Origin of the sequence: Flavobacterium jumunjinense (genome assembly GCF_021650975.2) — a bacterium.
In the GTDB taxonomy this organism is placed as follows: domain Bacteria; phylum Bacteroidota; class Bacteroidia; order Flavobacteriales; family Flavobacteriaceae; genus Flavobacterium; species Flavobacterium jumunjinense.
This window is the reverse complement of sequence record NZ_CP091285.1, coordinates 3,323,846-3,342,320: the sequence shown is the minus strand read 5'-3', so window position 1 is coordinate 3,342,320 and position 18,475 is coordinate 3,323,846. Positions and strand designations below refer to the sequence as shown.

The window sequence follows — 18,475 nt, the reverse complement described above, 5'->3', positions numbered from 1 at the left end:
AAAAAATTTATTGCCAAAATTCCGTAAACAATTGTTAAGAAACAACATTTTTAACTACAATTTTTAGTAATCTGATACTAAAAGAACTAAGATTAAAACCAAAAATAAAACAAAACACACCTTTTTTGTTTTATTTTTAACACATACATCACTACATTAATAATTTTACTCTATATTTGAAGCATGTTTAATAACAAAAGAAAATATTCTTCTTTAAATACAACCAAGACTTTGGTTGTGTCTTTTGTTATTACCACAACATCTACAATCATTACTATTACCCCTTAGGGGTATATTCATTACATATAATCCCGTATTATATATTTTTCTACCGAAAGATATATCTCTTAGTATATTTTTTTTCAAAAAACAAACAAAATGATTGTATTAAAATTTGGTGGTACATCTGTAGCCAACGCACAAAATATTTCAAAAGTAATTGACATAATTATAAATAAATCGCAAAAAGAAAAACTCCTAATTGTTGTTTCTGCTCTTAGCGGAGTAACCGATTTATTACACTTAGCAGGCACAACTGCTGCAAATAAAAATAAAGAGTATCAAAAATTAGTATCAAAAATTGCCTTAAAACATGAAGAACTTATAGTGAACCTAGTAGATTCTGAAAATCAATTAGCCTTAAAAACAATTGTTAACAACGAAATAAAACAACTTCAAACATTGTTAGATGGTTGTTTTCTACTTAATGAATTATCAACAAAAACTCTTGATCGAATTTTAAGTTTTGGAGAATTATTATCTTCACAAATAATCAGTTATGCATTAAAAAACAATGAAAATAATTGTTGTTTTATAGACAGTCGAAAAATCATCAAAACAAACGATAATTTTGGCAAAGCAGCCGTAATTTTCAATAAAACTAAAGAATTATTTTCCTCAGTTTTACAAAATATAAATGAACAAATAATAGTCTTTCCTGGTTTTATTGCTTCAACAGTTAATGAAGAAACTACAACACTTGGTCGTGGCGGTTCCGATTATACTGCTTCCATCCTAGCCTATTGTTCTAATGCAAGTTCTTTAGAAATTTGGACAGATGTAAACGGTATGTATACCGCCAATCCAAAAATTGTAAAACAAGCCAAATCAATAGAAAATTTATCCTATCAGGAAGCAATGGAATTGTCTCACTTTGGAGCTAAAGTTCTTTATCCTCCAACAATCCAACCCGTTCTTAACGCTATGATTCCGATCTTAATTAAGAATACTTTTGAACCCAATGCACAAGGAACTTATATTTCCAATCAAAGTATTTCAAACGGAAATCCTGTAAAAGGAATATCACATATCGATGCAATTACATTATTAACTCTAGAAGGATCAGGAATGATAGGTATTACAGGTTCTTCCAAACGTTTGTTTGAAGCATTATCGCAACACGATATAAATGTAATTTTCATTACCCAAGCCTCTTCAGAACATTCAATCTGCATAGGGATTTCAAATAATGATGCTGAAAAAGCAAAAACAATAATAGATGCAACCTTTGATATTGAAATATCTCAAAATAAAATCGATTCTTGTCTACTAGAAAAAGACCTTTGCATCATTGCCCTAGTTGGTGAAAACATGAAAAACCACCAAGGGTTAAGCGGAAAAATGTTCAGTACATTAGGAAAAAACAACGTAAACATTAGAGCCATTGCCCAAGGTGCATCCGAAAGAAATATTTCAGCCGTAATTAATAAAAACGACATCAAAAAAGCATTGAATGCATTGCACGAACGCTTTTTTGAAGACAACACCAAACAACTCAACCTGTTTGTTATGGGTGTTGGTAATGTTGGCGAAAAATTCATTGACCAAATCAATCAACAAAAGAAATTCCTAAAAGAAAATCTTAAAATGAATGTACGTGTAATTGCCTTGTCTAATTCTCGAAAAATGATATTCAACGAAGAAGGATTAGATCTTAACAATTGGAAATTGCAACTTAATGAATCCGAAGAAGCAAATACCGAAAAATTCATTTCAGAAGTACAAAAACTCAATTTGCGCAACAGTATTTTTGTAGACATAACTGCTAATAGTGACATTGCAAATATTTACGATCAATTCTTAAAACAAAGTATTGCAGTAGTAACTTGCAATAAAATAGCTTGTTCTTCACAATATGAAAATTATCAAAATTTAAAGAATTTATCTCGAAAATACAACGCTCCTTTCTTATTCGAAACTAATGTTGGTGCAGGTTTACCTATAATTGACACTTTAAAACACCTCATTGCATCTGGCGACAAAGTAAACAAAATTCAAGCTGTATTATCTGGAAGTTTAAACTTCATTTTTAATAATTTCGACGAAAATAATTCGTTTCATGATGTTGTAAAAGAAGCTGGAATTCAAGGTTTCACAGAACCCGATCCAAAAATAGATTTAAGCGGAATTGATGTTGCTCGAAAAATACTTATTCTTATTAGAGAAAGTGGTTATAAAATGGAAAATAACAACATAGAAAATAAATCATTTTTACCCGAAGAATGTATGCAAACTGCAAATAATGAAGATTTTTTTGCTTCACTCATCAAGTACGCTCCACATTTTGAAAATCTTCTTAAAGAAGCAAATTCAAAAAATTGCAAGCTAAAATATGTTGCCACTTTCGAAAACGGAAAAGCAAATGTTGGTCTCGAATTCATACCACAAGAAAGTCCGTTTTACAACTTAGAAGGAAAAGACAATATTGTTCAATTTTATACCGATAGATATGTAGACCAACCACTACTTATTAAAGGAGCTGGTGCGGGAGCAGCAGTAACAGCATCAGGTATTTTCGCTGATGTTGTTAGAATTGGAAATGTATAAAAATCAGCAACGAAAGGCTTAGGTTTTATCAGCAAATGTAATTCCTGCTTTTCGTTCCAATCTATTATTGAAAAGCAACTAAAAAACAGTAAAAAAACAATATAGAATATCGCTTTTCAATAATAGGATTTCCACTGCAATCAGGGTTATTACTTTAACCATTTTAAAAATTTGAATAGATTAAAAAAGAAGTCAAAAACTTCACAATAATTATGAACGAAATAAAAATATTCTGTCCAGCAACAATAGCAAATCTCAATTGCGGATTTGATGTGCTTGGGCTTTGCATAGACAATATAGGTGATGAAATGATCTTTAGAAAATCACCACAAAAAGGAATCAAAATCACAAAAATAACAGGTGCCGATATTCCATATGAAACCGATAAAAACGTTGCAGGAGTAGCAGCATTAGCTATTATCGAAAACTTAGATTTAGAATATGGTTTCGAAATAGAAATACATAAAAAAATAAAAGCAGGAAGCGGAATTGGAAGTTCAGCAGCAAGTGCAGCAGGAGCAGTATATGGTATAAATGAATTATTAGGAAAACCCTATACAAAAAAAGAATTGGTACAGTTTGCTATGAAAGGAGAAGCAGTTGCAAGTGGTTCAGAACATGCAGATAATGTGGCACCTTGCATGCTTGGTGGTTTTACATTAGTACGTGGTTATAATCCGTTAGACATCATTCAAATAGAAAGTCCGTCCGAACTTTATGCTGTCGTTTTACATCCACAAATAGAAATCAAAACTTCCGATGCAAGAGCTGTATTAAAACCAATGATACCATTACAATCGGCCATAACCCAATGGGGAAATGTTGGCGGATTAATTGCTGGTTTATACACTAAAGACTATGAATTAATAGGTCGTTCACTACGTGATGTAATTGTGGAACCGCTCCGAAAAGGCTTAATTCCAAACTTTGATAATGTAAAAAATGCTGCTTTAAATACTGGAGCATTAGGAGCTGGAATATCGGGTGCTGGCCCTTCCATTTTTGCACTTTGCAAAGGAGAAACCATAGCTAGAAATGTTGCCAATGCAATGCAGAATGCTTATTTAGAAACAAAAATTCCATTCGACATTCATATATCAAAAGTAAACCCTCAAGGCGTAAAAACTATCTAACAAAACAACATCAAAATGAAATATTATAGTTTAAATAACAAACAACACGAAGTATCTTTTCAAGAAGCTGTCGTTAATGGTTTAGCACCAGATAAAGGATTGTATTTCCCAAAAGAGCTTCAACCTTTATCGAACTCTTTTTTTGATACTATCGGAAAACTATCTAATGAAGAAATTGCTTTTCAAGTAATTGAACAATTTGTAGGTGAAGAGATCCCAAAAGAAGAATTAAAAAAAATAATTTCAGAAACCTTATCATTTAATTTCCCACTAGTTCAAGTTGAAGAAAATATCTATTCTTTAGAATTATATCACGGACCAACTATGGCTTTTAAAGATGTAGGCGCACGCTTTATGTCGCGCTGCCTTGGTTATTTTAACAAAGATAAAAATCAAAAAAATATTGTTTTGGTAGCTACTTCAGGAGATACTGGAGGAGCTGTTGCAAGTGGTTTTTTAAACGTTAAAGATGTAGAGGTAATCATACTCTATCCTTCTGGAAAAGTAAGCGATATTCAAGAAAAACAATTAACTACCTTAGGAAAAAATATAACTGCTTTAGAAGTAGATGGTGTTTTCGATTATTGTCAGGATATGGTGAAAAAGGCATTTTTAGATCAAGAATTACAAATAAAAAATCTAACATCGGCCAACTCTATAAATATTGCTCGTTGGTTACCGCAAATGTTCTACTTTTTCTTTGCCTATAAAGAACTAAAAAAATTAAAAAACCCATTAGTTGTTTCATGTCCTAGTGGAAATTTCGGAAATATTTGTGCAGGAATTCTAGCTAAAAAATTAGGTCTACCCATCCAGCATTTCGTTGCAACTACCAATGCGAATGATACTGTTCCACGTTTTTTAGAAGATGGAAAATATAATCCGAAAGCTTCAATTGCAACCATTTCCAACGCTATGGATGTTGGTAATCCAAGTAATTTTGTTCGAATTCAAGAAATGTATAATAATGACTTGACTGAATTTAAAAAAGATTTTTCTTCCTACTCTTATTCAGATGAAGAAACGAAGAGATGTATGAAGAAAATTTACAAAAAATTTAAATATGTAGCAGAACCACATGGAGCTGTTGGTTATTTAGGCTTGAAAAAAGAGCTAAACAATTCAACTGATCGTGTTGGTTTTTTCCTTGAAACAGCACACCCGATAAAGTTTCATAATATTGTAGAAAGCACATTGGGTATTTCATTAGAAATTCCAAATCAGATTAAAGAAATTATGACTAAAGAAAAATCGAGTATAAAAATATCAAATTACGAAGAATTGAAAAATGTAATCCTTACAAAATAAATCTGTTACAAATTATATTCATTTTGTTAAAAACATCTAACAAATTATAAGGTTAATCACTTACAGATTAACATTTTTTGAATAAATTAGCCACTTTAAATTTTATAACTACAAATCAATGAAAAATACAGCTTTATCTCACATTCATGAAAGTTTAGGAGCAAAAATGGTTCCTTTTGCAGGTTACAATATGCCTGTTCAATATGAAGGTGTAAATGCAGAACATGAAACCGTTAGAAATGGTGTTGGAGTTTTTGATGTTTCACACATGGGAGAATTCCTTCTAACAGGAGAAAACGCATTAGCATTAATTCAAAAAGTAACATCAAATGACGCTTCAGTTTTAGAAGTTGGTCGTGCACAATATTCATGTTTACCAAATAATGATGGTGGAATTGTTGATGATTTAATTATATATAAACTTAAAGAAGACCAATATTTATTAGTTGTAAACGCTTCAAATATTGAAAAAGATTGGAATTGGATTTCTTCGCACAATGACTTAGGCGTTACTATGGAAGATATTTCTGAAAGTTATTCACTTTTAGCTATCCAAGGTCCTAAAGCAGTTGAAGCAATGCAGTCTTTAACAACTGTAAATTTATCAGAAATTAAATATTATCACTTCGAAATAGCAAATTTTGCAGGTGTTGATGACGTTATCGTTTCTGCTACAGGATATACAGGTTCTGGTGGATTTGAAATCTATTGCAAAAACACAGTAGCAGAGCAAGTTTGGAACAAAGTTTTCGAAGCTGGTGCTAGTTTTGGTATCAAACCAATCGGTTTAGCAGCAAGAGATACACTTCGTTTAGAAATGGGATTCTGTTTATACGGAAACGATATTAGCGACACAACTTCACCACTTGAAGCTGGGTTAGGTTGGATTACTAAATTCACAAAAGAGTTTACAAATTCTGAAAATCTTAAAAAGCAAAAAGAAGAAGGTGTTACTCGTAAATTAGTTGCTTTTGAAATGGTCGAAAGAGGAATTCCTCGTCATGATTATGAAATTGCAGATGCAAGCGGTAATGTTGTAGGAATTGTAACTTCTGGAACTCAATCGCCATCATTAGGAATAGCAATTGGTTTAGGATATGTTCCAACTGAATTATCAAAATTAGATTCAGAAATATTCATTAGAATTAGAAATAAAGATATTGCTGCTAAGGTGGTTAAATTACCTTTTTATAAAAAATAGATAACAATTTGAAAGATTGTAAAGAAACCTTACTTTTGCAGAATATTTTGTAAAACTTTAAAAGAAATGGGAAGAGCATTCGAATTTAGAAAAGCTAGAAAAATGAAACGTTGGTCAGCAATGGCTAAAACGTTTACAAGAATTGGTAAAGACATCGTTATGGCCGTTAAAGAAGGCGGACCAAGTCCTGAAACTAATTCTCGTTTGAGAGCAGTTATACAAAATGCAAAGTCGGCAAACATGCCGAAAGAAAATGTAGAGCGCGCTATTAAAAAAGCATCTGAAAAAGATACTGCCGATTTTAAAGAAGTACTTTTCGAAGGTTATGCTCCACATGGAATTGCTATACTTATTGAAACAGCTACCGACAATAATAATAGAACTGTTGCTAATGTTAGAAGTTATTTTAACAAATGCAATGGAACTCTAGGAACGCAAGGTTCTGTCGAATTTATGTTCGATCATACTTGTAATTTTAGAATTCCAGCAGAGGGTCAAGATGTAGAAGAGCTAGAATTAGAAATGATAGATTTCGGTGTGGAAGAAATTTTCGCAGACGAAGACGGAATTTTAATGTACGCTCCTTTTGAAAGCTTTGGTGCCATTCAAAAAGAATTAGAGAATAGAGGATTAGAAATTCTATCTTCTGGTTTTGAAAGAATTCCTCAAGTTACAAAAGAATTAACACCTGATGAAGTTGCTGATGTTGAAAAATTATTAGAAAAATTTGAAGAAGATGATGATGTAATGAATGTTTATCATACCATGCAAGAATCTGAAAGCGAAGAATAATTCATTTATTCTTTATTATACTATAAACTCCGAGAATATCTCGGAGTTTTTTTATATTTATAAAAGTCAAAAACATAAGATTTTACTTCATTTCGTTACATTTGTAACTACATTAATTTAATAATAAACTATGAGCTTTCAAAATAAAACAAAATCAGATTTTAATACTTTTTTAGAATTACTCGATCAAAACGCAGCACTATCATTAGAAAAACAATTCCTTTTTGGAGACATTATTGAATCTAAACCATGGCAATTAGACATGAGTCTTGGTACTATTTCATTTGAAGAACTTACGTTTCCAATTCAAATAATAGGTTCTTTATCATTTAATAATAATTCTTGGATGTGGGGTTGGGCAAATACACAAAGTGGCATTCCAGAAAACCTACTAATACAATCCAATCAACTAAAAAATATTGGAACCGATAAAAACATAGTAGAGTTAACAGATGCACATTTCCAAGTTGCTGAAGGTTTTGAACATAAAATTGGAATGATTGCATGTGGTTTGTTCAATTCTAAAAGCTATTATTGTGCCAATTACGGTCAAGGAACATTAGTTGTTACAATAGATAGTGACTTAATTCCTGAAATTGACACTAATAAAGCTGAAAAAATACTAACCCATTTCCCACAAGTTATTAGTAGTATTGATGTGAATCATAAAGATGCTTTCATCAATTATCTTATAGATAAAGAGTTTCAAATAGCGATTACACCAAACACTGTTCAAGCTATGAAGAATGAAAGTACAATTACAGCCGATTTTGATGCATTAGGAAGATTGACTTCTTTAAATGGAACTATTAAATAATCTTACACTTCTCAATATGAAAAAAATAATTTTATTACTGTTTGTCTTTACTTCAATTCATTTTCATGCGCAAAAACGTAATGAAGAAGCTTGGAATAAAGCCAAAGAAGCCATCAAACTAATGGAAGAAGGTAAAATTGATGAAAGCATCGATTTACTTAAAGAATGTGAAAAAATAGACAGTAAGGATTATACATACCCTTACGAGAAGGCTTATGCATACATTCTTAAAAAGGATTATAAAACGGCTATAAAAATTCTAACTAAAACAAAAAAGTATAAAGGTATAACCAATCAAGTCTATCAATTACTTGGAAATTGCTACAGCTATTCTGGTGAACCTGAAAAAGCAATTAAAGAGTATGAAGAAGGCATGAAGAAGTTTCCTAATTCGGGAAATCTTTATCTAGAAAAAGGAAATATTTATTTGTTTCAAGAAAAATACAATGAAGCAATACAATGTTATGAAGATGGTATAAAAGTTGACCCAATGTACCCATCAAACTATTATAGATTAGCAAAATTATTCTTCGCATCAAAGGACAAACTTTCAGGTTTAATTTATGGCGAACTTTTTATGAATATAGAAAGAACAACAAAACGAACAACTGAAATGAGTAAACTTTTATACGACACCTACACTGAAGTAATAAAAATTGACGGTGATAATGCTTCAATTCATTTTTGTGAATTAACAATCGACCTAAAAGATGTTGATAATGGCAAAATAGAAATGCCTTTTTGTGGCATATTTGGTAGTCATTTTATACTTGCAACAATAACGCAAAAAGAAGTAAATCTTAAAACCTTATCTGAAATGCGATTATTTTTCATAAACAGTTATTTCAAAAAAGATTACGAAAAACATCCAAACCTACTTTTTGAATACCATAATAGATTATTGCAAAATGATTTATTAGAAGCTTACAATTTTTATCTTTTCCAAGTTGGCTCTTCTTCAGAATTTAATGAGTGGAAAAACAACAACGAATCGACCTATACCAAATTTACAGAATGGTATGTTCAACCCGAAAATATAATTGAAATCAATCAAAAAAATAGATTTATCAGATAGCAATTTTATAAAATAAAAAAAAACATATAAAATATTTTCAACCAACCTAAAATCATTAGTTTTTTGATTATCAGGTTGGTTGATTTTTTCTACTCTTTTTTAAAACTTCTTTTCAAATCAAAAAAATCATGTAAGAAAAAAATTATTTATTCTTAAAAAATTATAAAATTTTCATTAAAAAAGCACTTTTTTTATCCAAAAACGACATTTAATCTTGTTTAAATGCTTTTTATCGGTTTTTTTGTTATATTTATCATAATAAAACACAATAATTATGAAAATACTTTTACATAAAAAATTAAATTGTACGTTATTTGGTCATAAATTAGTAGTTACAAAAGATATTACTAAACATATAAGAGAATACAAATGTACATGTTGTGAACTTGAATTCACAAACAATTATAAAGGCATGAAAAGTATATTAACACCAGAACTAAAAGATGTAAATACAACTGTTATGAACTTTTATATTAAAAGACATAACCGCCTAATTGCTTAAAACATAAATTAAGTACAATTCTTTTACAGTTAACAATTTAGATAGTAATAAACGATCTCTAAAGTTGTTAAAGCTTCTATTATCTAAAAAACTCACAATTAGCATCATAGCTCCAAAATTAAAAAATTTGAAGCTTATAAATACTATTGTCTAAAAATTAGATTATTTCAACCAACCTTCTCTATCTAAACTTCTGTATTGAATCGCTTCTGCAATATGATACGATTGAATAGCAATTGACGCTTCTAAATCGGCAATAGTTCGTGCTACTTTTAAAATTCTATCATAGGCTCTCGCTGATAAATTCAATCGTTCCATAGCTGTTTTTAACAACTGTAAAGATTGCTCGTCTAGCGCACAATATTCGCGAATTAATTTACTACTCAATTGTGCGTTATAATGAATATTTTTAAACTCTTGAAAACGATTAGACTGAATATCTCTAGCTTTTGTGACCCTTTTTCTAATATCTGCACTACATTCTGCTTTTCGTTTATCGGATAGTTTTTCAAATGGAACAGGTGTCACTTCAATATGAATATCAATTCTATCTAACAACGGACCTGAAATTTTACTCAAATAACGTTGCATTTCCATTGGTGAGCTAGAAACTGGTGCGTTTGGATCGTTAAAATAACCACCCGGACTAGGATTCATACTCGCTACTAACATAAAAGATGATGGATAGGTAATTGTGAATTTTGCTCTTGCAATAGTCACTTCTCTATCTTCTAAAGGTTGACGCATTACTTCCAAAACTTCTCTTTTAAATTCTGGTAATTCATCCAAAAACAACACACCATTGTGTGCTAAAGAAATCTCTCCCGGTTGTGGATAACTTCCGCCTCCAACTAGTGAAACTGAACTGGCACTGTGATGCGGAGATCGAAATGGACGTTGTGTTAATAAACCTGATTCTTTCACTTTCCCTGCAACAGAATGTATTTTTGTAGTTTCTAAAGCCTCTTGCATTGTCATTGGTGGCAAAATACTCGGCAAACGTTTCGCTAACATCGTTTTTCCTGATCCAGGTGGACCAATTAAAATAATATTATGACCACCAGCAGCAGCAATCTCCATACAACGTTTGATGCTTTCTTGTCCTTTCACATCGGAAAAATCGAATTCTGGAAAATCTAAAGTTTTATTAAATTCTTCTTGACAATCAATAACTGTAGGGACTAAACCATCTTTTCCATCAAAAAAATCGATTACTTGCAATACATTTTCAGCTCCATACACATCTATTCCATCTACAACAGCTGCTTCTTTTACGTTTTGAATGGGTAAAATTACGCCTTTAAAACCTTCTTCTTTTGCTTTTATGGCAATAGACAACGCTCCTTTTATAGGTTGCAAACCACCATCGAGCGACAATTCACCCATGATGATATAATCTGTTACTTTATCGGTTTTAATTTGTGAAGACGCTGCAAGAATACCAACTGCAAGCGTTAAATCGTAGGCAGAACCTTCCTTACGCAAATCGGCAGGAGCCATATTTATCGTAATCTTCTTTCCTGGTAACGAATAGTTGTTGTTTTTGAGCGCAGCAGCAATGCGATAACTGCTTTCTTTAATTGCGGAATCAGGTAATCCTACCAAGTGGTAGCCTATTCCTTTATCTATATTTACTTCTACGGTAATGGTTGTCGCTTCCACACCGAAAACGGCACTTCCGAATACTTTTACTAACATGGCTTGTACTTTTAAAAATTGGCTTATATAAGTACAAATATAGAAAAGTTTTTGAATGTAAATCAATTTTTATTATTCTCAAAACAAGTAAATATAAAAGCTTATAAAATTAAGTAAGTAAACCATTATGATATTGATACTTAGATTTATCTTTCATTTTTAAAGGAGAATAAAATTGAGTAAACTATAGTATATTGACATGATTAATTCAACAGTTGTCATTTATACTAAAATTTTATTAAAATAATTCACAGAATAATTACTAAGACACAAAACTAGAATATTAGTATGAAAATAATTTAATTATCTTTATCTTTGTAACAGAATTAAAAAAAGGGACTCTTTATATAAAGATTCCCCTTTTAAAAAACTACAAGAATTAGAAGTGTATAAAACCAATTTCTTGTAATAATTTGATGGCGTTAAGTATATTAACAATTGTTTTTGTGATGTTTTGAATATCAGAAGTATTCAATGTTTTAATCTTATAAACAAATTTAATATATCCTACCGCTGTTAATTCAATCATACACGCCAATGTATTTTTGAATTTTATATATAGTTGCATAAGTAATATGGTAAGCCTTTTGTTTAATTCTAAGCTTAAGGCTTGTCGTAACTTAGAATTGTTTTTTAATTTTAACATTTTTATAAAATTTAATTTTTTTGGGAATTTTCCCGATTTTTTGGTTTTCCATAATTTTTCTAGTTTAATTAGTATTTAAAAGGTTGTAGTTTAAAAGCTAAATCACCTTTTTCTTTATTTATATAGATTCGATACTTAAGAATTAAAAACTATATCATTTCTAGTTTTCTAAAAAATTTTTAAGTATAGCGAAGGTTGTTATTATTTATATGTTAATTTGACTGTAAAGATAATTCGTTTAAATCCTAAATAAAAGTCAAACTTATTCACATTACATAGCAGTTTTTAACAACGAATAAGTAAATTCTTACCAAAGAAACAAAACCTATATTGTTGATTTTTAGCTATTTAAACTTTTATTATAAAGAGAGTAAATTAGTTGGCAACACCACTAAACACATAGGTTAAGGTAATTTTTACTTAAATAAAAATGAAGCTTAATTTTTTTTTATGTTAAATTCAGTTTCTAGACTGTTAGTGTTCCTTAGCATTTTTTATAGTTTAATTATTAAACGTAAATTTACGAATAAGGATTTGAGTACATAAGTTTGTTACACTGGTTGTAATAACCTAATTCAACCTATTGAAAAACAACCAATTGATCATGGTTTATCATTGCATTAATAAGCTAACTATACAACATCTAAAAGAAGAATATTAGTAAATCAACAAAAACAAAAATAACTTTCACTCCTTATAATTCAAAACAAACAATAGCAAATTCAACTCCGCAAATTCTCCTCACTTTAAACAATTTAACAACCTACCAAAGCATCCTCATCTTAAAAAAAATCAAACCACACAATTTACACCTGCAACCTACTCCAAACGCAGTGTTTTACTATCAACTACACCTGCTACCAACATCAAACGCATTGTTTTAGTACCAACTGCAGATGTTACCTGTACTAAACGCAGTGTTTTACTACCAACTACACCTGCTACCTTTACTAAACGCACAATTTTAGTAGCAACTACACCTGCTTTTTTTGGTTTTGTATAAACAGGCAGGGCAACTACCTTCTTCCATCCTTCTCTGAAATTTTTTGGTAATTTTAAATGACTTTTTGGCATTATTATTGTTAATGTTTTAAATTATAACTTAGTAGTAAGTTAATTTAAAATTAAATACAGTATTTATGAAAACAAATGCAAACAATTCAGAAAAGGGAAAAACTAGTAAGACTAGAAATGTTCCAGTAGCCGATATTAACTTCGGCAATGTCATTACAACAGTAAGCGAAAAATGGGCAGCTTCTAGTTGGCTAACTTTAAAATGGTTAACCGTTGCGCAATTTCAGGCCGATGCAACGAATTATAACGACACACTATCTTCTAGATTATCTAAAGGTACTACGCGACCACAAATTACACAAACCTTAGAATCCTTAGAAAAAACAATGGATACGCATTTGTCTTATGTAAAAGGATATATTACAGACAAATATAAAAAAGAGAGTGATACAAGCTATTTTGCTGCCTTCGGTATCGAATATAAAAACAATAGATATTTATTACCCGCTGATAAAAATAAAAGAAGTGAAGCTTTAAAATTAATGGTTAGTGCGTTAACTATGCATGGTTTTGAAGACAAAGAATTTGGACTGGCTTTCTGGACCTCTTTAAAAGAACAATATGCACTTCTAGTAAAACAAGCTTCTGAAACAGACGGTCAGGTTTCGGTTAAAGTGGGTGATAAAAACATGCTAAAGAAAAATCTAAATAAAGGGTTAAATGCCATTATTTATACTTTAAAAGCCAATTATCCTGATACATACAAACAAGAATTAAGAGACTGGGGCTTTCAAAAAGAGAAATATTAAGCTTCAACTAGTTTCTTTCAGTAAACGAAAGTGTTTGCAATTTCTATTCCTATTACGAAATGTAATAGGATTTTTTATTTTCTGTTGTCAACACCTAAATAAAATGACCCCTTTTTAAATTAGTTTAATATAAATGTATTTTTGTGGTCAACCTGGAACCCACAACCCACAACAGACAACCTAAATTAGGCATTTTCATTCCTTTTTATTATCTTTGCGCTCGTTATTTGGTTTCATAAATAGTTAATCTAACTATTATATATAAGATTTTACATTTTAAAATCTTTCATTTTAATCATCCGATTTGTAGTTCGCTACATCTTGCCTTTGGAAAAATTCCATATCGGGCAAAACATAATTTTTTAAAGTAAAAAAATGCACGCAGTAGATTATATAATCTTTGTTGTTTACATGCTAGCTATGCTTGGTGTAGGCTTATATTTTTATAAGAAAAACAAATCCTCAGAAGATTTTTACGTTAGTGGAAGAAACATGAACAGTTGGCACATTGGGCTTTCTGTAGTTGCAACAGATGTTGGTGGAGGTTTCTCAATTGGTCTCGGTGGACTCGGTTTCACGATGGGAATTTCTGGTTCTTGGATGCTTTTTACAGGGTTAATTGGTGCCTGGTTGAGTGCTGTTTTTTTAATCCCTAAAGTGAGTAAATTGGGACACATGCATAAGTTCTTTACATTTCCACAAATTTTTAATCATTATTATAATGCTAAAGTAGCTTTATTGGCTGGTATAATTTCTGCCATTGGTTATATTGGTTTTACAAGTTCTCAAGTTTTAGCTGGTGCCAAATTAGCTTCTGCAACAATTGACGGATTGAGCCTTCAAACGGCATTAATTGTTATGGGAATAATTGCTGTAGTTTATACAGCTATTGGTGGTTTAAAAGCAGTTATTTATACCGATACTATTCAATGGATCATTTTAATTGCAGGATTGGTTTTCATCGGAATTCCAATTGCTTACAATGCTGTTGGTGGTTATGATGTTATTAAAGCAACACTTGCTCCTGAATATTTATCGTTAACCAATGTATCGTGGCACCAACTTTTAAATTGGTCGGTTACTATTATTCCTATTTGGTTTATTGGAATGACATTGTACCAAAGAATTTATGCTTGTAAAGACGAAAAAGAAGCTAAAAAAGCATGGTTTATTGCTGGTTTCTTCGAATGGCCAATAATGGCATTTATGGGTGTTATCCTAGGAATGTTAGCTAAAGTTGCCGCTACTCAAGGTATGTTTGAAGGTATTACCGATGCTGCTTCAATGGATAGCGAAATGGGATTACCTATTTTATTAAGCACTATTCTTCCTGTTGGTTTAATGGGATTAATGTTGTCTTCTTATTTTTCTGCTATTCTTTCTACTGCCGACAGTTGTTTAATGGCAGCTTCTGGAAATATTGTAACCGATATTATCTCTAAATTCTCCAAAAAAGAATTGTCTGAAAAGAAAATGCTACAACTTTCTCAAATTGTTACACTTTCTGTAGGTGTGTTTGCAATTCTATTAGCATCGCAAATGCAAAACGTATTAGAATTAATGCTCTACTCCTACGCTTTTATGGTTTCTGGACTTTTTGTTCCTGTTTTAGGAGCTTTGTTTTGGAAAAAGAGTAATCCAACTGCTGCTTTTTGGAGTATGTTGTTTGGTGGAGGAACAACAATCTACCTCATCCTTTCTGAAAACAGATTACCATTTAATATAAGCTTGCCTAAAAATTTAGATGCCAATATCTTCGGAATAAGTGTATCTTTAATACTGTTCATATCAATCTCAAATTATTATTATAAAAAAACAACGAATGGAATTCAAAATAATTAATCCAGAAACTGGAGAAAACACGACTTATACACATCAAATCATTGCTCAATTTTTATACACGCATCTAGAACAATATGGTGATAAAATTGAAGACATTCTTAAGTGTATCGATTATGCTATGAATCCTGCAAAAGGAGGAAACATTATTGTTGGTTTAGACAATGAGAAAATTGTTGGTGTTGTTATTCTTAACAATACAGGAATGAAAGATTTTATTCCTGAAAACATTTTAGTATACATCGCTGTAGATAATAGTCAACGTGGGAAAGGTTTTGGTAAAAAATTAATGCAAAAAGCAATTGATACTGCAGAAGGAAATATCGCATTACATGTTGAGCCAGATAATCCTGCAAAAGGTTTGTATGAAAAACTAGGCTTTACAAACAAGTACTTAGAAATGCGTTTAACGAAATAATATAATTTGAACCATTAAGAAATTTAGAAAAATTAAGATACTACTTAATGAAGCTTAATTTCTTAATGGTGAAAAAAAAAAAAATAAAACTTAATCCGTTAATGTTTTAGAAAAATAAAAAGTTTTGAAAGAACTTATACAATTCCGACAAGAATTACACCAACATCCAGAAGTTTCTGGAGAAGAAAAAGAAACTGCGAAACGTGTTTTAGCATTTCTATCCAATTACCCTCCTAGCGAAATTATTACTAATCTTGGTGGAGAAGGTATTTTAGCCCTTTACAGAGGAAAACAAGAAGGTAAATCCATTTTATTTCGATGTGAATTAGATGCATTACCCATTCAAGAAATCAATACGTTTGACTATAAATCTTCATACGAAGGTGTTTCACACAAATGTGGACACGACGGTCATATGGCTATTTTATGCGGAATGGCAAAAACGTTACATGAAAATCCATTAGAAAAAGGCACAGTCATGCTTTTGTTTCAACCCGCTGAAGAAGATGGAAATGGAGCAAAAAGAGTTTTAAATGACCTTAAGTTCAATACAATTAAACCCGATTTTGCATTTGCATTGCATAACCTTCCTGGCTATAAAAAACATCAAATAGTTGTAAAAGAAGCTACTTTTACCTGTGCTGTTAACAGTATGATTATTCAGCTAGAAGGAAAAACTGCACATGCTGGTGAACCCGAAAACGGAACAAACCCTGCATTGGCTATAGCTGAAATTACGCAAGTATTTAATGCTAAAATTAATACAGATGTTGCATCCAATCAATATTGTCTCATTACTCCTATTCATATTACTATGGGAGAGAAAGCATACGGTGTTTCTGCGGGTTATGGTGAAGTTCATTTTACAGTGAGAAGCAATAGCAATGCACAAATGAGAATAATTGAGTCTAATTTAGAAGAAAACGTAGCAGAAATTGCTTCAAAGTTTAATCTAAAAGTAAAAATAGATTGGACACAAAGCTTTCAAGCCAATGAAAATAATATTGAGGCCGTTGATTTTATTAAAAAAGCAGCGCTAAAAAAAGAGTATGCTATTTTAGAAAAAGAACTTCCTTTTACGTTTGGAGAAGATTTCGGCTTGTTTACCCAACATTTCAAAGGAGCAATGCTAGGCTTAGGTTCTGGTGAAAACACACCATCGCTTCACAATCCTGATTATGATTTTCCAGATGAAATTATAGCAACTGGTGTAACATTATTTCATCAAATTACCAAAGAAATTATAGATGCATAAAAATTCAACGATTACAATAAATAAAGAAGCGCATAAAAAGAATATCGATTTCATCAAAAAAACATTTGGTAACAAAGTAATTCTGTCGTCTGTTGTTAAAGGAAATGCGTACGGTCACGGTTTAGCAGAATTTTCTAAAATGGCCTATAGTAATGGAGTTACACATTTTTCAGTTTTCGATGTAGAGGAAGCTAAAATTGTATTTGATACTTTAGGAAAAAAAGTAACCATACTAATTATGGGATTTGTTGCAGATGATGATTTAAAATGGGTGATACAAAACAACATCGAATTCTTTGTTTTTGAACGTTACCGATTAGCGAAAGCTACAAAAACAGCCAAAAAATTAAAACAAAAAGCAATAATTCATATTGAGGTTGAAACGGGTATGAATAGAACTGGTTTTGATATAAAAACGATTTCAAAAGTTGCACAATTTATTATTAAAGAAAAAGAGAGCATCTATTTCAAAGGACTTTGTACACATTATGCGGGCGCAGAAAGCATTGCTAATTACTATAGAGTTTCCAAACAAATTGAAATTTTCAACAAAGCTGACCAAATTATTAAATCACACGGAATAGAACCAGAAATTAGACATTCTGCTTGTTCTGCAGCATCGATGATGTTTCCAGAAACAAGAATGGATTTAGTACGTGTTGGTATATTACAATATGGTTTATGGCCAAGTCCAGAAGTATTAGTGAGTTATTTAAACACTAAGAAGAAAAAAATTGACCCATTAGAGCGTGTTATTTCATGGAAATCGGAAGTAATGAGCGTTAAAAGAGTCAAATCTGGTGAATTTATAGGCTATGGAACAAGTTTTATGGCGAGAGAAAACATGAAAATTGCAACTATTCCGTTAGGATATTCACATGGTTATAGTCGTTCCTTAAGTAATCAAGGCCGCGTTCTCATTAACGGACAACGCTGTATGCTTATTGGAACAGTAAATATGAATATGTTAACGATAGATGTTACAGAAGTTGAACATGTAAAAAAAGGTGATGAAGTCGTGTTAATTGGTAAGCAAGATGCACTATCTTTGAGTGTTGCTTCATTCAGTGATTTGAGTAATCAACTGAATTATGAATTATTAACAAGAATATCTAAAACAATTCCAAGACAAACTATATAAT

General features: G+C 31.0%; 15 protein-coding genes. 12 read left to right on the top strand and 3 right to left on the bottom strand.

Annotated elements, in window-relative coordinates; genetic code table 11:
* The first annotated feature begins 378 nt into the window (after positions 1-378).
* From thrA to L2Z92_RS15050, 7 genes are all read left to right on the top strand, one after another.
* A complete protein-coding gene (gene thrA, locus L2Z92_RS15080) occupies positions 379-2,826 on the top strand; it encodes a bifunctional aspartate kinase/homoserine dehydrogenase I (RefSeq protein WP_236455135.1) in 2,448 nt (815 codons plus the stop codon).
* A 212-nt stretch (positions 2,827-3,038) separates the two neighbouring features.
* On the top strand, positions 3,039-3,959 hold the full coding sequence (locus L2Z92_RS15075; protein WP_236455133.1) for a homoserine kinase: 921 nt from the start codon (positions 3,039-3,041) through the stop codon (positions 3,957-3,959).
* 15 nt (positions 3,960-3,974) lie between these two features.
* Entirely contained in the window at positions 3,975-5,267 is a 1,293-nt protein-coding gene (thrC, locus tag L2Z92_RS15070) for a threonine synthase (protein ID WP_236455123.1), read from the top strand.
* 118 nt (positions 5,268-5,385) lie between these two features.
* Entirely contained in the window at positions 5,386-6,468 is a 1,083-nt protein-coding gene (gene gcvT, locus L2Z92_RS15065; RefSeq protein WP_236455121.1) for a glycine cleavage system aminomethyltransferase GcvT, read from the top strand.
* A gap of 66 nt (positions 6,469-6,534) precedes the next feature.
* Positions 6,535-7,260, top strand: coding sequence for a YebC/PmpR family DNA-binding transcriptional regulator (locus L2Z92_RS15060; RefSeq protein WP_236455119.1), 726 nt, complete (start codon positions 6,535-6,537; stop codon positions 7,258-7,260).
* Positions 7,261-7,390: 130 nt separating this feature from the next.
* A complete protein-coding gene (locus L2Z92_RS15055; protein WP_236455117.1) occupies positions 7,391-8,077 on the top strand; it encodes a DUF6882 domain-containing protein in 687 nt (228 codons plus the stop codon).
* Positions 8,078-8,093: 16 nt separating this feature from the next.
* A complete protein-coding gene (locus L2Z92_RS15050) occupies positions 8,094-9,152 on the top strand; it encodes a tetratricopeptide repeat protein (RefSeq protein WP_236455115.1) in 1,059 nt (352 codons plus the stop codon).
* A 664-nt stretch (positions 9,153-9,816) separates the two neighbouring features.
* Here the strand turns inward: L2Z92_RS15050 and L2Z92_RS15045 are convergent.
* From L2Z92_RS15045 to L2Z92_RS15035, 3 genes are all read right to left on the bottom strand, one after another.
* Entirely contained in the window at positions 9,817-11,352 is a 1,536-nt protein-coding gene (locus L2Z92_RS15045) for a YifB family Mg chelatase-like AAA ATPase (protein ID WP_236455113.1), read from the bottom strand.
* Between the two features lie 379 nt (positions 11,353-11,731).
* Positions 11,732-11,881, bottom strand: coding sequence for a hypothetical protein (locus L2Z92_RS15040; protein WP_236455111.1), 150 nt, complete (start codon positions 11,879-11,881; stop codon positions 11,732-11,734).
* Between the two features lie 936 nt (positions 11,882-12,817).
* On the bottom strand, positions 12,818-13,072 hold the full coding sequence (locus L2Z92_RS15035) for a hypothetical protein (protein ID WP_236455110.1): 255 nt from the start codon (positions 13,070-13,072) through the stop codon (positions 12,818-12,820).
* Positions 13,073-13,137: 65 nt separating this feature from the next.
* On the opposite strand from L2Z92_RS15035, the gene L2Z92_RS15030 reads away from it, so the two are divergent.
* From L2Z92_RS15030 to alr, 5 genes are all read left to right on the top strand, one after another.
* The gene (locus L2Z92_RS15030) at positions 13,138-13,821 is read left to right on the top strand and encodes a hypothetical protein (protein ID WP_236455107.1); all 684 of its coding nucleotides are present in this window, start codon (positions 13,138-13,140) and stop codon (positions 13,819-13,821) included.
* A gap of 375 nt (positions 13,822-14,196) precedes the next feature.
* Positions 14,197-15,663 carry a sodium:solute symporter family protein gene (locus tag L2Z92_RS15025; RefSeq protein WP_236455105.1) on the top strand — a complete coding sequence of 489 codons (1,467 nt, stop codon included), beginning with the start codon at positions 14,197-14,199 and terminating at the stop codon, positions 15,661-15,663.
* Positions 15,644-16,078 (top strand): GNAT family N-acetyltransferase, encoded by a 435-nt coding sequence (locus L2Z92_RS15020; RefSeq protein WP_236455103.1) that lies wholly within the window; start codon positions 15,644-15,646, stop codon positions 16,076-16,078. Before L2Z92_RS15025 ends, L2Z92_RS15020 begins: the two co-directional genes overlap by 20 nt.
* A gap of 124 nt (positions 16,079-16,202) precedes the next feature.
* Positions 16,203-17,333 carry an amidohydrolase gene (locus L2Z92_RS15015; protein WP_236455102.1) on the top strand — a complete coding sequence of 377 codons (1,131 nt, stop codon included), beginning with the start codon at positions 16,203-16,205 and terminating at the stop codon, positions 17,331-17,333.
* Complete coding sequence (gene alr / locus L2Z92_RS15010; protein ID WP_236455101.1) at positions 17,326-18,474, top strand: alanine racemase; 1,149 nt, start codon at positions 17,326-17,328, stop codon at positions 18,472-18,474. The genes L2Z92_RS15015 and alr overlap by 8 nt, the downstream gene beginning before the upstream one ends.
* The last annotated feature ends 1 nt before the right edge of the window (position 18,475 follow it).

Coding starts and splice junctions, on each gene's coding strand:
- thrA (WP_236455135.1), top strand. CDS start 379: ATGATTGTATTAAAATTTGGTGGTACATCTGTAGCCAACGCACAAAAT.
- L2Z92_RS15075 (WP_236455133.1), top strand. CDS start 3,039: ATGAACGAAATAAAAATATTCTGTCCAGCAACAATAGCAAATCTCAAT.
- thrC (WP_236455123.1), top strand. CDS start 3,975: ATGAAATATTATAGTTTAAATAACAAACAACACGAAGTATCTTTTCAA.
- gcvT (WP_236455121.1), top strand. CDS start 5,386: ATGAAAAATACAGCTTTATCTCACATTCATGAAAGTTTAGGAGCAAAA.
- L2Z92_RS15060 (WP_236455119.1), top strand. CDS start 6,535: ATGGGAAGAGCATTCGAATTTAGAAAAGCTAGAAAAATGAAACGTTGG.
- L2Z92_RS15055 (WP_236455117.1), top strand. CDS start 7,391: ATGAGCTTTCAAAATAAAACAAAATCAGATTTTAATACTTTTTTAGAA.
- L2Z92_RS15050 (WP_236455115.1), top strand. CDS start 8,094: ATGAAAAAAATAATTTTATTACTGTTTGTCTTTACTTCAATTCATTTT.
- L2Z92_RS15045 (WP_236455113.1), bottom strand. CDS start 11,352: ATGTTAGTAAAAGTATTCGGAAGTGCCGTTTTCGGTGTGGAAGCGACA.
- L2Z92_RS15040 (WP_236455111.1), bottom strand. CDS start 11,881: ATGATTGAATTAACAGCGGTAGGATATATTAAATTTGTTTATAAGATT.
- L2Z92_RS15035 (WP_236455110.1), bottom strand. CDS start 13,072: ATGCCAAAAAGTCATTTAAAATTACCAAAAAATTTCAGAGAAGGATGG.
- L2Z92_RS15030 (WP_236455107.1), top strand. CDS start 13,138: ATGAAAACAAATGCAAACAATTCAGAAAAGGGAAAAACTAGTAAGACT.
- L2Z92_RS15025 (WP_236455105.1), top strand. CDS start 14,197: ATGCACGCAGTAGATTATATAATCTTTGTTGTTTACATGCTAGCTATG.
- L2Z92_RS15020 (WP_236455103.1), top strand. CDS start 15,644: ATGGAATTCAAAATAATTAATCCAGAAACTGGAGAAAACACGACTTAT.
- alr (WP_236455101.1), top strand. CDS start 17,326: ATGCATAAAAATTCAACGATTACAATAAATAAAGAAGCGCATAAAAAG.